Source organism: Aeromonas oralensis, from assembly GCF_049665575.1.
GTDB classification, from domain to species: Bacteria; Pseudomonadota; Gammaproteobacteria; order Enterobacterales; family Aeromonadaceae; genus Aeromonas; species Aeromonas hydrophila.
The window spans coordinates 1,532,733-1,547,891 of record NZ_CP187186.1; the positions used below are offsets into that span (position 1 = coordinate 1,532,733).

At 60.4% G+C, this 15,159-nt stretch carries 12 protein-coding genes and 1 tRNA gene; 8 read left to right on the forward strand and 5 right to left on the reverse strand.

Annotated elements, in window-relative coordinates; translation table 11 throughout:
• Window positions 1-13: 13 nt before the first annotated feature.
• A complete protein-coding gene (gene purM / locus ACPDZI_RS07400; RefSeq protein WP_073350871.1) occupies window positions 14-1,051 on the reverse strand; it encodes a phosphoribosylformylglycinamidine cyclo-ligase in 1,038 nt (345 codons plus the stop codon).
• A gap of 175 nt (window positions 1,052-1,226) precedes the next feature.
• Between purM and upp the strand changes: the two genes are divergently transcribed.
• The 3 genes from upp (at window position 1,227) to hda (ending at window position 3,942) form a co-directional block, all read left to right on the forward strand.
• Complete coding sequence (gene upp, locus ACPDZI_RS07405) at window positions 1,227-1,853, forward strand: uracil phosphoribosyltransferase (RefSeq protein WP_005302745.1); 627 nt, start codon at window positions 1,227-1,229, stop codon at window positions 1,851-1,853.
• Between the two features lie 143 nt (window positions 1,854-1,996).
• The gene (locus tag ACPDZI_RS07410; protein ID WP_438834272.1) at window positions 1,997-3,025 is read left to right on the forward strand and encodes a DUF2066 domain-containing protein; all 1,029 of its coding nucleotides are present in this window, start codon (window positions 1,997-1,999) and stop codon (window positions 3,023-3,025) included.
• Window positions 3,026-3,240: 215 nt separating this feature from the next.
• Window positions 3,241-3,942 (forward strand): DnaA inactivator Hda, encoded by a 702-nt coding sequence (gene hda / locus ACPDZI_RS07415; protein ID WP_016351307.1) that lies wholly within the window; start codon window positions 3,241-3,243, stop codon window positions 3,940-3,942.
• A gap of 112 nt (window positions 3,943-4,054) precedes the next feature.
• Here hda and aceA read toward each other — a convergent pair whose 3' ends face one another.
• The 4 genes from aceA to ACPDZI_RS07435 form a co-directional block, all read right to left on the reverse strand.
• Window positions 4,055-5,368: an isocitrate lyase gene (gene aceA, locus ACPDZI_RS07420; RefSeq protein ID WP_011706620.1), complete on the reverse strand. Its 1,314-nt coding sequence runs from the start codon at window positions 5,366-5,368 to the stop codon at window positions 4,055-4,057.
• 75 nt (window positions 5,369-5,443) lie between these two features.
• A complete protein-coding gene (gene aceB, locus ACPDZI_RS07425; RefSeq protein ID WP_263677308.1) occupies window positions 5,444-7,051 on the reverse strand; it encodes a malate synthase A in 1,608 nt (535 codons plus the stop codon).
• A 716-nt stretch (window positions 7,052-7,767) separates the two neighbouring features.
• Complete coding sequence (locus ACPDZI_RS07430; protein ID WP_162837656.1) at window positions 7,768-7,914, reverse strand: hypothetical protein; 147 nt, start codon at window positions 7,912-7,914, stop codon at window positions 7,768-7,770.
• A 285-nt stretch (window positions 7,915-8,199) separates the two neighbouring features.
• A tRNA-Pro gene (locus tag ACPDZI_RS07435) sits at window positions 8,200-8,276 on the reverse strand.
• Window positions 8,277-8,549: 273 nt separating this feature from the next.
• Here ACPDZI_RS07435 and tadA point away from each other — a divergent pair.
• From tadA to phoU, 5 genes are all read left to right on the forward strand, one after another.
• Entirely contained in the window at window positions 8,550-9,089 is a 540-nt protein-coding gene (gene tadA / locus ACPDZI_RS07440; protein WP_017409854.1) for a tRNA adenosine(34) deaminase TadA, read from the forward strand.
• 206 nt (window positions 9,090-9,295) lie between these two features.
• The gene (locus ACPDZI_RS07445; protein ID WP_011706617.1) at window positions 9,296-11,533 is read left to right on the forward strand and encodes an ABC transporter permease subunit; all 2,238 of its coding nucleotides are present in this window, start codon (window positions 9,296-9,298) and stop codon (window positions 11,531-11,533) included.
• A 32-nt stretch (window positions 11,534-11,565) separates the two neighbouring features.
• On the forward strand, window positions 11,566-13,215 hold the full coding sequence (gene pstA, locus ACPDZI_RS07450; protein ID WP_029303969.1) for a phosphate ABC transporter permease PstA: 1,650 nt from the start codon (window positions 11,566-11,568) through the stop codon (window positions 13,213-13,215).
• A 174-nt stretch (window positions 13,216-13,389) separates the two neighbouring features.
• Window positions 13,390-14,208: a phosphate ABC transporter ATP-binding protein PstB gene (gene pstB, locus ACPDZI_RS07455; protein WP_011706615.1), complete on the forward strand. Its 819-nt coding sequence runs from the start codon at window positions 13,390-13,392 to the stop codon at window positions 14,206-14,208.
• Window positions 14,209-14,304: 96 nt separating this feature from the next.
• Window positions 14,305-15,015, forward strand: coding sequence for a phosphate signaling complex protein PhoU (gene phoU, locus ACPDZI_RS07460; protein ID WP_005334097.1), 711 nt, complete (start codon window positions 14,305-14,307; stop codon window positions 15,013-15,015).
• Window positions 15,016-15,159: the final 144 nt, after the last annotated feature.

Consider the following 15,159-nt stretch of genomic DNA (forward strand, 5'->3'; position numbering starts at 1 on the left):
TTGATCCGGTCATTCATTGAATGATGACCTGCTCCTCACCATCGGCCGCCTTGGCGATATGGCCGATATGCCAGGCGTTCTCGCCTTCGGCCTTGAGCAGGGTCAGGGCTTTTTCCAGCTGATCCGCCGGCAGGGCGATGATCATGCCGACACCGCAGTTGAAGGTGCGGTACATCTCGTGGCGGGTGACGTTGCCAGCCTGCTGCAGCCAGCTGAACACCGCCGGCCACTGCCAGCTCTGCTCGTCGATCACCGCCTTGGTGTTGGCGGGCAGCACGCGCGGGATGTTCTCCCAGAAGCCGCCACCTGTGATGTGGGACAGGGCGTGGATCTCGCACTCCTTGATGAGCTTGAGCACGGGTTTCACGTAGATGCGGGTCGGCTCCAGCAGGGCGTTGGCCAGGGTGGTATCACCCAGCGGCTGCTGCACGTCGGCCTTGGAAACTTCCAGGATCTTGCGCACCAGCGAGAAACCGTTGGAGTGGGGGCCGCTGGCGGCCAGGGCGATCAGGGCATCTCCTTCGCCGACCTTGCTGCCGTCGATGATCTCGCTCTTCTCCACCACACCGACGCAGAAACCGGCGATGTCGTAGTCTTCCCCTTCATACATGCCCGGCATCTCGGCGGTCTCGCCGCCCACCAGGGCGCAACCGGACTGCTCGCAGCCGGCACCGATGCCGGTGACCACGGCCGCGGCGGTGTCGACGTCCAGCTTGCCGGTGGCATAGTAGTCGAGGAAGAAGAGGGGCTCGGCGCCCTGCACGATCAGATCATTGACGCACATGGCCACCAGATCGATGCCGACGGTGTCGTGCTTCTTCAGGTCGATGGCGAGGCGCAGCTTGGTGCCCACCCCGTCGGTACCGGAGACCAGCACCGGCTCCTTGTAGCCCGCAGGGATTTGACACAAGGCCCCAAAGCCGCCAAGACCACCAAGGACTTCAGGACGACGAGTGCGCTTTGACACGCCCTTGATACGTTCAACCAGTGCATTGCCGGCATCGATATCCACGCCAGCATCCTTGTAGCTCAGTGAGGTTTTGTCAGTCACGCGTATTCCCCGTCATTTAAAGAAGTGGAGGGTAAAATTCGGGGCGTATTCTAACAGTGGCGGTGAAAAACCAGAAAGGAAATCGTTTGCGCGTTTTTGCGTGGAAATGCTCTACAAGCGGCGGCTTTTGTTGTATGATTCCGCGATTTTTTTGCGGCAGTTAGAGGAGATAATAATGAAAGTCGTTGAAGTCAAACACCCCCTGGTCAAGCACAAGATCGGTCTGATGCGTGAAGGCGATATCAGCACCAAGCGTTTCCGTGAACTGGCCAAGGAAGTGGGCAGTTTGTTGACCTACGAAGCGACCTCTGACTTCGAAACCGAGAAGGTTACCATCGATGGCTGGAATGGGCCAGTGGAAGTTGACCAGATCAAGGGCAAGAAGGTCACCGTCGTGCCCATCCTGCGTGCCGGTCTGGGCATGATGGATGGCGTGCTGGAGCACATGCCGAGCGCCCGCGTCAGCGTGGTCGGTATCTACCGTGACGAAGAGACCCTGCAGCCGGTTCCCTACTTCGAGAAGATCGTCAGCAACATCGAAGAGCGTCTGGCGCTGGTCATCGACCCCATGCTGGCCACCGGCGGCTCCATGATCGCCACCATCGACCTGCTCAAGAAGAAGGGTTGCCAGTCCATCAAGGTGCTGGTGCTGGTTGCCGCGCCGGAAGGCATCAAGGCGCTGGAAGCCGCTCACCCGGACGTGGAGCTGTTCTGTGCCTCCATCGACCAGGGCCTGAACGAGAAGGGCTACATTGTCCCGGGTCTGGGCGACGCCGGCGACAAGATCTTCGGCACCAAGTAAGCCTCGATCACCTCATCGCGCGCCAGCAGGCGCGCAAACGGAGCCGGCATCCCGCCGGCTCCGCTGTTTCTCCCGCCCCGGCTTGCTGCCATGCGCGCCTTGCCGCTACCATAAGCACCATCTCCCATTTCGAGACTCCTCTCATGCTCAAACGTGTTGTGACCGCCCTCTGCTGCGGCTTGTCATTCATGGTGTCGGCCGCCCAGGTGACCGATCTCTATCAGGGCAAGGCGCCCACCAGCGGCGACATGGCGGCGGCCCAGTCCCAGGCTCTGGGCGAGGTGCTGATCAAGGTGACCGGCAAGCGTGACATCTTGACCCAGCCGGCGGTGGTCAAGGCACTGACGGCTCCCGGCGAGTTCGTGCAGCACTACGGTTATCAGGATGTGGGGCCGGTGAAGTTTCTCAAGGCCGATTTCGATGTGGCCAAGGTCAATGCCTTGGTGGCCGAGAGCAGGTTCGCCCTGCTGGGTCCGGCTCGGCCTCAGGTCGCCATCTGGCTGGTGATCAATGAAGGGGAGCGGCGCATTCTGCCGGATCAGTCCAGCGATGGCTGGGCCGCTGCCCTGCGAACCCAGGCCCAGGCGATGGGGCTGCCGGTCAGCATTCCGCTGATGGACTTGGACGACAACATGGCGGTCAACGCCACCGACGTCTGGGGCCGCTTCGCCGACCCGATTCTTAAGGCGAGCCAGCGCTATGGTGCCGAGATGGTGGTACTGGGCAAGCTGACGCCCGATGGCAAGGAGGAGGGCAAGTGGAGCATCGACTGGAGCCTTTATGGGGCCAAGGCCGGCGGTGAGCTGAGCGAACTGACCAAGGGCGAGGGCTCCGGCACCCAGGCCGAGGTGGCGCAGACGTTCGCCGATGCCCTGGCAGGCTGGCTGGTGCAGAACTACGGGGCGCGCATCTCGGGTGTCGCCTCCAGCCAGACACTGGTGGTGGAGGGGTTGTCCGGCATCGACGGCATGATCACGGTGCAGAAGATGTTGCAGGGGATGGCCAGCGTGACCAAGGTGGAGATTGGCAAACTGGAGGGGGACAAGGTGACCTTCAACCTGAGCCTGCAAGGGGACAAGGCCGAGCTCATTCGCGGGCTGCAGCTCGAGAGCCGGCTGCGCCAGCTGGCGGATACCCCCGAGGGGTTGAGCTATCAATGGTCGCAGCCCTGATCCTGGCGAGGATCTTGACTGGCTGTCCGCGCACAACCAGCGTGGGCCCAGAGTGCGGTTTTTCAAGCAGGCCAAGGAGTAGCCGCTTTCGTTAGCAATGGTCGCAGCCTGGATCCTTTATGAGGATCCACACCGCCCGGCATCGTCCGGGCGGTTCTCTATCCGCCTTGGCGATGATACACTTGCCCGCAAATGTCACAGTCAAAGCCCAACGAGTGAAGCAACCGGCCCAACTGTCTTTAGCCGTACAACTACCGGATGATGAAACCTTCGTCAGTTTTTATCCCGGCAACAATGCTCATCTGATCACCGCCCTCAAAAATGCGGCCATTGGTCAGGGCTCACCTTTCCTCTATTTCTGGGGGGCCAAGGGATCGGGCCGCTCCCATCTGCTGCACGCTACCTGCGCCGAGGTCAATGCCCGCGACGCCGCAGCCGCTTATCTCTCCCTCGATCAGTTCGAACAGCTGGATCCCAGCATGCTCGACGCCCTCGAAAGCTTGCCGCTGGTCTGTCTCGACAGCCTGGAGGCGATCGCCGGCAATGCGCTGTGGGAGCGGGCCCTGTTCGATTTTTACAACCGTTGGCAGGAGAAGGGCGAAGGCACCCTGGTGGTGACCGGTTGCAGCGCGCCACGCAAACTGGGGCTGCAACTGCCGGATCTCGCCTCCCGCCTCGACTGGGGAGTTAGCTTCCACCTCGACGAGCTGGACGATGAAGGCAAGCTCAGTGCCCTGCAGCTGCGTGCCGAGCTGCGGGGCTTCAAACTGCCCATCGACGTGGGCCGCTTCCTGCTCAACCGCCTCTCGCGCGACATGCGCACCCTGCTCACCACTCTCAATCAGCTCGACAACGCCTCCTTTCGCGCTAAGCGCAAGCTGACCATCCCCTTTGTCAAAGAGATCCTCGAGCTCTGAGCCCTGCGGGTGTGCTTGAGCGCGAGCAGCGCCGAGGCAATGAATAAAAAGAAACCCCGGTCAGTGGCCGGGGTTTTGCTATCTCAAGGACTCTCACAATGAGTTCCGCCTATCAGTGGAACTGATCTTCTTCGGTGGAGCCGGTCAGCGCGGTCACCGAGGACTGGCCGCCCTGAATGACAGTGGTGACTTTGTCGAAGTAACCGGTACCCACTTCCTGCTGGTGTGCCACGAAGGTGTAACCCCGCTCGGCAGCGGCGAATTCCGGCTGCTGCACCATTTCGACATAGTGCTTCATCCCTTCGCCACGGGCGTACTGGTAGGCCAGCTCGTACATGTGGAACCACATGTTGTGGATACCCGCCAGGGTGATGAACTGGTACTTGTAGCCCATGTCTGACAGCTCCTGCTGGAAGCGGGCGATGGTGGCATCGTCCAGGTTCTTCTTCCAGTTGAAGCTTGGCGAGCAGTTGTAGGCCAGGATCTTGTCCGGGTACTGGGCCTTGATGGCTTCGGCAAACTTGCGCGCCTCGTCCAGATCCGGCTTGGCGGTTTCGCACCACACCATGTCGGCGTAAGGGGCATACGCCAGACCGCGGGAGATGGCCTGTTCGATACCGGCCTGTACCTTGTAGAAGCCTTCTGAGGTGCGTTCACCGGTCAGGAAGCCAGCATCGTACGGATCGGCGTCTGTGGTCAGCAGGTCGGCGGCGTTGGCGTCGGTACGGGCGATCACCAGGGTGGTGGTGCCGCAGACGTCGGCTGCCAGACGGGCCGCGATGAGCTTCTGTACCGCTTCCTGGCTCGGTACCAGCACCTTGCCACCCATGTGGCCGCACTTCTTGACGGAAGCGAGCTGATCTTCGAAGTGTACGCCGGCGGCGCCCGCTTCAATCATCCCCTTCATCAGCTCGAAGGCGTTCAGCACGCCGCCGAAACCGGCTTCGGCATCCGCTACTATGGGCAGGAAGTAGTCGATGAAGCCCTTGTCCTGCGGGCCCACCTTGTTGGCCCACTGGATCTGGTCGGCACGGGCGAAGGAGTTGTTGATGCGCTCCACCACGGACGGCACCGAGTTGGCCGGGTAGAGGGACTGATCCGGGTACATGGTGGAGGAGAGGTTGTTGTCCGCCGCCACCTGCCAGCCGGAGAGGTAAATTGCCTCGATGCCCGCCTTGGCCTGTTGCACCGCCTGACCGCCGGTCAGCGCGCCGAGGCAGTTTACATAGCCTTTCTTGGCGCCGCCGTGGATCAATTCCCACAGCTTGTCGGCACCGCGCTGGGCCAGGGTGTGCACCGGTTGCAGGCTGCCACGCAGGTTTACCACGTCTTCGGCGCTGTAGCCGCGCTTGATCCCTTTCCAGCGGGGGTTTTCCGCCCAGTCTTTCTCGATAGCCTGGATCTGTTGCTCACGGGTCAGTGCCATATCAGTTCCCTCTTTCATTGATTTCACGTTTCCATTGACTTGTTATTGGCGAGCCCCGCTGGGGAGGCCCGTAGTTCAGAGCCGCTCGTAGCCGGGCAGCGTCAGAAAATCGATCAGAGTATCGGCGCAGGTGATCTGTTCCATCAGCTCGCTCGCCTCGGCGAAGCGGCCTGCCTGCCAGCGCTCGGCCCCCACTTCGGCTTTGACCACCTCCTGCTCCTCGGCCAGCATCTGGCGGAACAGATCTTTGGTTACTACCTTGCCATTCGACAGGCTCTTGCCGTGGCGGATCCACTGCCAGATGGAGGTGCGGGAGATCTCGGCGGTGGCGGCGTCTTCCATCAGACCGTAGATGGGCACACAGCCATTGCCGTTGATCCAGGCTTCCAGATATTGCAGCGCCACCCGGATGTTGGTGCGCATGCCTGCCTCGGTGCGTTCGCCCTCACAGGGAGCCAGCAGCTCGGCGGCGGTGATGGGGGCATCCTGCTCGCGCAGCACGCCGATCTGGTTGTTGGCGCCAGCCGGGATGGCGGCGTTGAACACCGCCATGGCGGTATCGGCGAGACCGGGGTGGGCGACCCAGGTACCGTCGTGGCCGTTGTTGGCTTCACGCTCTTTATCAGCCTTCACCTTGGCAAATACCTGTTCATTCACGGCAGGATCTTTCGCCGGGATAAAGGCTGCCATGCCTCCCATCGCCAGCGCGCCGCGCTTGTGGCAAGTCTTGATCAGCAGCCGCGAATAGGCGGAGAGGAAGGGTTTGTCCATGGTCACCACCTGACGATCCGGCAGGACCCGATCGGGGTGATTCTTCAAGGTCTTGATGTAGCTGAAGATGTAATCCCAGCGGCCGCAGTTGAGGGCGACGATGTGATCCTTCATCTGATAGAGCAGCTCATCCATCTCAAACACCGCCGGCAGGGTTTCGATCAGCACGGTGGCCTTGATGGTACCGCGGGGCAGGCCGAATTTGTCCTCGGTCCAGGCGAACACTTCGCTCCACCAGCGCCCTTCCAGATGGCTCTGCAGCTTGGGGACGTAGAAGTAGGGGCCGGAGCCCTTGGCCAGCAGCGCCTGATAGTTGTGCAGGAAATAGAGGGCGAAGTCGAACAGGCCGCCGGGAATGGGAGCTCCATCAAAGGTGACATGTTTTTCCGGCAGATGCAGACCCCGCACTCGGCAGATAAGCACGGCCGGATCGGCGTTCAGGGTATAAGCCTTCCCTTCCGGGCTGGTGTAGGAGACGGTGCCGTTGACCGCATCACGTAGGTTGATCTGACCCTCGATCACCTTGTTCCAGGCGGGAGCCAGTGAATCCTCGAAGTCCGCCATGAATACCTTGACGTTGGCGTTGAGGGCGTTGATCACCATCTTGCGCTCGACCGGGCCGGTGATCTCCACGCGGCGATCTTGCAGGTCGGCGGGAATGCCGCGCACCGTCCAGTCCCCGGCGCGGATGTGGGCGGTTTCAGGCAGAAAATCGGGCAGCTCACCGCCGTCGATGCGGGCCTGGCGCGCCACACGTTGTTTCAACAATTCGTCCCGTTGGGGAGCAAAGCGTTCCACCAGTTCGGATACCAGGGCCACCGCATCCGGCGTCAGAATTTGCGCGTAATCGGGATGCGTCTCGCCCTGGATGCGCAGACGAGCGCTGCAGTGGGTCTGGGCCGGTGCCGACATAGGGTTCACTCCTTTGAGAATTACATTTTGAACTAATTAACTACGACTAAAGTCGATCCCTGTTTTTTCAAACTTCCCGTAACAACGGGGTAACACGATTCATAAGGTGCGAAATATTGCTCTATTCGTCAACAGGTTTTTTAAAACGCACGTTTTGGTCATGATATTAAGTGTATGTTTATAAATAACTTATATGATTAGCGTAAAAACTCTATGCAGATGGTTATGCTCTTGTTTTTCATCCCCTGCCGGTGGCGGATGGTGAGGGGGGATAGGGATGCAGGGGTGTAAGTTATTACGTAATAAAATTACAAATGCAAAAACAAATCCCGACCTAACTCCAAGCTTCTAAAAAACACACGTATGAAATGAAAGATGTAAACCCAGTAGGCAAGTAACTCCTGCTAGTGTTAAGGAGAGAACGTTTGTTTAAAACTGAAATGACCAAAAGGGGTCGAATGGGATCTGGTCGGCAGAAGAGGAGAAAGTGAGGTGCAATAACGTAGGTTTGTATCACTTGGGTTGATGAGGAGCCCGGGGGCGGGGAGGGGATGTAGCAGTGGATATGACTGTTGTTGTTTATTTATTCAGCATTTTATTGTTATTTGTGTCAGCGGGCCATCCTGGCCCTCAAAGGAGGTAAAACGGGACGCCATTTCCAGTGCCACTGCCATTTTCTCCCGCTAGTTCAAGAGCGGCATGTCTGCGCCGTCGGCTCAGTAATCATCGTCCGGGGCCGCCAGATCGACGACATCGAGTCGCACCACCGGGCCGTGTTCGGTGGCATACTGATTGGTTGCGGACTCGGTAGCCGGTTGGGGCAGAGGGGCGTACTCGGGCTGTGTTTCAACTGCTTTGGTCATGGTTGCTTGCCTCATTGATTGCAAGCCGGTCGGTGACTCCATCACCCGCGCTCCCACCTCCCTGTTTGAACTGCCGGCGGAAAAGTTGCGTATCCTAGCGGGACTCTTGAAAGGTTTCAAGCGGTTCTGAGTGAAATTTGTACCACAACTATGTAGCGAATCTGCGACAGGCTCGCTCAGGAAGAGCATTCAGAGGGTCGACTGATGCGCTACAACAGTTGTGGCGGAAATATAAAGAAGCAAAAAAATAGCCCAGTCGTGAGACTGGGCTATTTTCGGGGAAATTGGTCGGTGTGAGAGGATTCGAACCTCCGACCCTCTACACCCCATGCAGATGCGCTACCTGGCTGCGCTACACACCGACGAGGTCAGTTCGAGCTGACGGAGGGAAGTCTAATGATCTGAGCAAATGGGTGCAACTCCTTTTTTATCAGGGAGATGCTGACTGCTTCTTTATTGTGCAGGCAAGATGCGACTTGGGGCTGTGGCGCAGATTTGGCATAATCGCCGCCCCGTATTGCCGGGGAGCCCGTTATCATGCTGCTTGGCTGCGCTACCCGGTTGCGGCCAATGAGCAGCAGGCAATCAAGCTGCAAGTGCATCGCCGGCAACCCGTCACAGAGAGGAACCAGGGTGTGAAACCATCAGACGTCACAGAATCAGTGAGCCAGCGCGAGCAGGATGAACGCTGGATGCGCCATGCCATGGCGTTGGCCGAAAGGGCGGAGGGGATCGGCGAGATCCCGGTCGGGGCCGTGCTGGTGCTGGGTGACGAGATCGTGGGGGAGGGATGGAACCGCTCCATCAGCGAGCACGATGCCTGTGCCCATGCCGAAGTGATGGCGATCCGGGCCGCCGGCGTTCGGCTGCAAAACTACCGTCTGCTCGATACCACCCTCTATGTCACTCTGGAGCCCTGCTGCATGTGTGCCGGTGCCCTCATCCACAGCCGGGTCAAGCGGGTGGTCTATGGCGCCCGTGATCTCAAGACCGGCGCGGCGGGCTCGGTGTTCGAGATCCTGCAGGACCCGCGCCACAACCACGGGGTCGAACTGACTGGCGGTGTGCTGGCCGATGCCTGCTCGGCCCAGTTGTCGGATTTCTTTCGGCGGCGGCGCGCCGAGAAAAAGGCCGCCAGATTGGCACTGCAACAAAGCGGCGGTCCCGCCGACTGAGAACGGCGAAGTTGGCGAGGCCGCCTTCGCGCTTTATATTTTTCTTTATCTTCTTATAAAACAGATGGTTGGCAATGCTGTTTGCCAACGGATCCTGGTCTAAATTCCCCTTCAAAATAACCTCTTCCCAGAGGGCCTTGATGTAACAAAACTGTCATGCAACCGCCATATAATGCCGCCAAGCCTAGCTCACATTGAGGTTTTGCATGTCATCGGAATCGATAAACTTAGGTATGGCGGGCAGCAGAAAGCGCCGTATCAAGGATAAGTTGGCCAAGTACGGGGTCACCACGGGTGGTGCTCTGGTGCTGGTTGCCCTGTTGCTCATTTTCTTCTATCTGCTCTATGTGGTGAAACCCATCTTCAATGGCGCCACGATGGAGCCGACTGCGTCATTTACCTTGCCCGTGGCGGGCAAGACCGCCTGGCTCGGGGTGGAAGAGCAGAACGAGATTGGCTATCGCTTCAGCGACAAAGGCCAGGTCAACTTCTTCGCCGTCCAGGGAGATGGCAAGGTCAAGGTGGGGCAGGTGCTGGGTCAGGCGCAGGTGAAGGGTGACATCACCGCTGTCGCCCCTCCCGCACCAGGCCAGAAGCTCATCGCCTATGGTTTCGCCGACGGCAAAGCCCAGGTGGTGCAGCCCTATTTCAAGGTCTCCTATCCCAACGACGTGCGGGTCATTGAGCCCAGCCTGCAGTCCCCCTTCGGCGAAGAGCCGGTAGTGGTGGACCCCCAGGGCAAGGCGCTGACGCTGATGGTGTTTGAGGCCACCAAGGACAAGATGGCCACCGCCGCCGTGACCGCCGATGGTCGTGGCGTGATGGCGGTGATGAGCGGCGAGGAGAACTTCCTCTCCGGTGACATCGAGTGGAGCGCCCAGAACTACAGTATCCCGTCCCTGCCGCGTCATGTGGATCAGATGCTGCTGACTCCCAACCTGCGCATTCTGTTCGTGCGCGAAGGCAACCGCCTCTCCGTCTACGACATTCACAACCTCAATGACATCTCCTTGCGCGATGTCATGGAGATCAACGCCCCCAACGCCAACGTGACCCGGGTCGAGCTGCTCTCCGGCGCCTCCTCCCTGCTGGTGGGCAACGACAACGGCGTCATCTCCCAGTGGTTCGAAGTGGCCCGGGATGGCAAGCGCCAGTTCACCCAGATCCGTGACTTCAAGGGCGATGGTGCCGTGGCGCAGCTGACCCCGGAACACTTTCGCAAGGGCTTCATCAGTGCCGACAAAGAGGGCACCGTCAGCTTCTTCCACGCCACTGGTGAGACCAAGCTGCTGAGCGAGAAGGTAGAGGGCGGCGCCCTGTCGGCCCTGGCCATCTCACCCCGTCACAACGTGCTGCTGATGCAGCAGGGCGATGCCTTCAAGCTGTTCGCAGTGGAGAACGAGCACCCCGAGGTGACCTGGTCGGCTCTCTGGCAACAGGTGTGGTATGAAGGCTATCCCGAGCCCCAGTACGTGTGGCAGTCCACCTCCGCCAGCAACGACTTTGAAGCCAAGCTGAGCCTAGTGCCGCTGGTGTTCGGTACCTTGAAAGCCTCCTTCTATGCCATGGTGTTTGCGGTGCCGCTCGGCGTCGCCGGCGCCATCTACACCGCCTACTTCATGTCGGCGGGGCTGCGCAAATACGTCAAGCCGACCGTCGAGATCATGGCGGCGCTGCCGACCGTTATCCTGGGCTTCCTGGCCGGTCTGTGGCTGGCACCCATCATCGAGGGGGCGCTGCCCGGCGTGGTGTTGCTGCTGATCCTGCTGCCGATGGGGATGCTGCTGACCGCCTTGATCTGGAACTACCTGCCGGAGCGCGGCAAATCCTGGTTGCCGGAAGGGTGGCACGCCATCTTGCTGATCCCGGTGCTGCTGCTGATTGGCTGGGGCGCCTTCGCGGTGAGCCCGCTCATCGAGAACGCCTTCATGCACGGGGATTCGCGCATCTGGCTGACTCACGAAATGGGCATCAAGTTCGACCAGCGCAACTCGCTGGTGGTGGGCATCGCCATGGGCTTCGCGGTCATTCCGACCATCTTCTCCATCGCCGAAGACGCGGTCTTCTCGGTGCCCAAGCACCTTACCCAGGGCTCATTGGCACTGGGGGCCACCCCGTGGCAGACCCTGAGCCGGGTGGTGATCCTCACCGCGAGCCCGGGCATCTTCTCGGCGGTGATGATGGGCCTTGGCCGCGCCGTGGGCGAGACCATGATAGTGCTGATGGCCACCGGCAACACGCCCATCATGGACTTCTCCATGTTCCAGGGGCTGCGCACCCTGGCCGCCAACATCGCGGTGGAGATGCCGGAATCGGAAGTGGGCAGCTCGCACTATCGGGTGCTGTTCCTCGCTGCCTTCGTGCTGTTCGTGTTCACCTTCTTGTTCAATACCCTGGCCGAGTTCATCCGTCAGCGGTTGCGTGAAAAATACAGCTCTCTGTGATGGGCTGCTCTGAAAGGACCGAGGAATCGACAATGGGTAAGTGGTTTAAATCGGGGGCCCCCTGGATCTGGATGACCGGCGGCGCCGTCAGCCTGAGTCTGGTAGCGGTACTGGGTCTGCTGCTGCTGATCGGCTGGCGTGGTCTGGTCTACTTCTGGCCCCATCCCATCTATGAGTGGCAACTGGAAGACGCCCAGGGCAACAAGAGCGTGCTGATCGGCGAAATCAACGACCGCGAGCTGGTGCCGGTAGAGCGGCTGCGGGCCGCCGGCCTGCCGCTGGCAGGGGAAGAGCGCGAGCTGCTGACCCGCTATCTGGTCAAGACCGGCAACCGCGAGTTCGTCGACCTGGACTTCCGTTGGGTACTGGAGACCGACATCAAGTCCCAGAGCCTGCCGACCGAGCTGGCCATGGTGGAGCGTGCCACCAATGGCAACTTCTACGGCTACATCGTCGGGGTGAAAGAGGATGGCAAGGCGCTGACCGAGAACCTGCATCCTGCCCTGCAGCGGGTGCTGGCACGGGCCAACGGTCTCTCCGAGCAGGCCGACGATCTGCAAAAAGGGGACATCGGCAGCATCAACTATCAGCTGGAGCGGCTGCGACTCAAAGAGCGCAAGGCCGAGCTGGACGACAAGCTGACCGATCAGCTTAAAGCCGAGCTGGCGAGCGAGCGTCAGGCCCTCAACGACCGTTATCAGGTGCTGGAAAAAGAACTCTTCTCCCTGCGTGCCCAGGCGGACAGAGACAGCATCACGGTCAAGGACATGCGTGGCGAACTGGTGACCATGCCCATGTCCAAGGTGCTGGATGTGGTGTGGCCCAACGACATGAGTCTGCCTGCCAAGGTGGGCTACTGGTTCCACCAGATCGGCAAGTTCGTCTCCGACGATCCGCGCGAGGCCAACACCGAGGGCGGGGTGTTCCCGGCCATCTTCGGTACCGTGTTCATGGTGTTCCTGATGGCGATCATCGTGACACCGCTCGGCGTGGTGGCGGCGGTCTACCTGCACGAATACGCGGGCAAGAACAGTCTGACCAAGATCATCCGCATCGCGGTGATCAACCTGGCGGGCGTGCCCTCCATCGTGTACGGCGTGTTCGGTCTGGGCTTCTTCGTCTACACCCTCGGTGGTTCGCTGGACCAGCTGTTCTACCCCGAAGCGCTGCCGAGCCCGACCTTTGGCTCCCCCGGCGTCATCTGGTCGGCGCTGACTCTGGCCATCCTGACCCTGCCGGTGGTGATCGTCTCCACCGAAGAGGGGCTGGCCCGGATCCCGAGCACCATCCGCCAGGGCTCGCTGGCACTGGGGGCCACCCAGGCCGAGACCCTGTGGCGCATCGTGCTGCCGATGGCAAGCCCGGCCATCATGACTGGCCTCATCCTGGCCATCGCCCGCGCGGCCGGTGAAGTGGCGCCGCTGATGCTGGTGGGGGTGGTGAAACTGGCGCCGACCCTGCCGATGGACGGCAACTTCCCGTACCTGCACGTGGAGCGCAAGTTCATGCACCTGGGCTTCCACATCTATGACGTCGGCTTCCAGAGCCCCAACGTCGAGGCGGCGCGCCCCCTGGTCTACGCCACCTCCTTCCTGCTGGTGACGGTGATCGTCGGCCTCAACCTGACGGCCATCGGGATCCGCAACCACCTGCGGGAGAAGTTCCGTTCTTTGGAACATTGATGACGATGAGCCTGATGGGCATCCGCAACCATTTGCGTGAGAAATTCCGGTCGCTGGAACATTGATAGACCAGCACCACAGAGACGGGCAGGGAACGGGGTTCCCTGCCAGCCAAGCGTTCCGGCCGCGGGCAATGAGAGTGCCCGCCGCCACCGACAGATTTTGAGGTAACAGATGATCAACGTAACGACCGCATCCAGCCAGCACACCGCGACCGACCTGCTCAACCTGAGCCCGGAGCAGACCGCGCTGGAAGTGAAGGATCTCAACCTGTACTACGGCAACAAACAGGCGCTGTTCAACGTCAACATGAAGATCCCCAAGGGCCAGGTCACCGCCTTCATCGGCCCCTCCGGCTGCGGCAAGTCCACCCTGCTGCGCTGCATCAACCGGATGAACGATCTGGTGGAGATCTGCCGCATCGAGGGCGAAATCCAGTTGCACGGCCACAACATCTACGACAAGAGCGTCGATGTATCCGCCCTGCGTCGTCAGGTGGGCATGGTGTTCCAGCGCCCCAACCCCTTCCCCAAATCCATCTACGAGAACGTGGTCTATGGCCTGCGTCTGCAGGGCATCAACGACCGTCGCACCCTGGACGAGGCGGCCGAGCGCTCCCTGCGCGGCGCGGCCCTGTGGGACGAGGTGAAGGACCGTCTGCACGACAACGCCTTCGGCCTTTCCGGCGGCCAGCAGCAGCGACTGGTGATTGCCCGTGCCATCGCCATCGAGCCGGAAGTGCTGCTGCTTGATGAACCGACCTCGGCGCTCGACCCCATCTCCACCCTCACCATCGAGGAGCTGATCAACGAGCTCAAGAGCCAGTTCACCGTGGTGATCGTGACCCACAACATGCAGCAGGCGGCGCGGGTCTCGGATCAGACCGCCTTCATGTACATGGGCGAGCTCATCGAGTACTCGGACACCAACACCATCTTCACCACCCCGGCCAAGAAGAAGACCGAAGACTACATCACCGGTCGTTACGGCTAAGTGCTGGCGATGGAGATGAGCAAGATGAGCATCAACAAACAGATTACCGGTCAGTTCAACGACTAAGGCATACTCGGAGCATCAAGGATTATTTGTATGGACAATATGAACCTCAACAAACACATCTCCGGTCAGTTCAATGCCGAGCTCGAGAGCGTGCGCAACCAGGTGCTGGTGATGGGCGGGCTGGTAGAGCAGCAGCTGACCGACGCCATCGCGGCGATCCACGATCAGGATCTGGACGCGGCGCGCAAGATCGTCGCCAACGACCACAAGGTCAACGCCATGGAAGTGGCGATCGACGAGGAGTGCACCCGCATCATCGCCAAGCGCCAGCCCACCGCCTCCGACCTGCGGCTGGTGATGGCCATCATCAAGACCATCACCGATCTCGAGCGCATCGGCGATGTGGCGGACAAGATCGCCCGCATGCTGACCGACAACGCCAACAAGCCGCAGCCGCCGCTGGTGTCGCTGGAGAACATGGGCCGCCGCACCATCAAGATGCTGCACGACGTGCTGGACGCCTTCGCCCGCATGGATCTGGACGCGGCCCTGGCGGTCTACAAGGAAGATGACAAGGTGGACCGCGAATACGAGTCCATCATTCGCGAGCTGATGACCTACATGATGGAAGATCCGCGCACCATCCCCCAGGTACTCAACGTGCTGTGGGCGGCGCGGGCCATCGAGCGGGTGGGGGATCGCTGCCAGCACATCTGCGAGTACATCGTCTATTACGTCAAGGGCAAGGACGTGCGCCACACCAAGGCGGACGATCTGGGCACCCTGCTGGGGAAAGGGTGAGTCTGAGATGAATAAAAAGGCGCTTTGAGCGCCTTTTTTGTTGCCTTTTCAGTCAGTGCAAGATATCGCCACCCGCTTGGCGCTTTTCTGCTAGAATATGCCCCCTGTGTGAGTCCCGGATTGACTCACGGTCCGGTCTCCCGG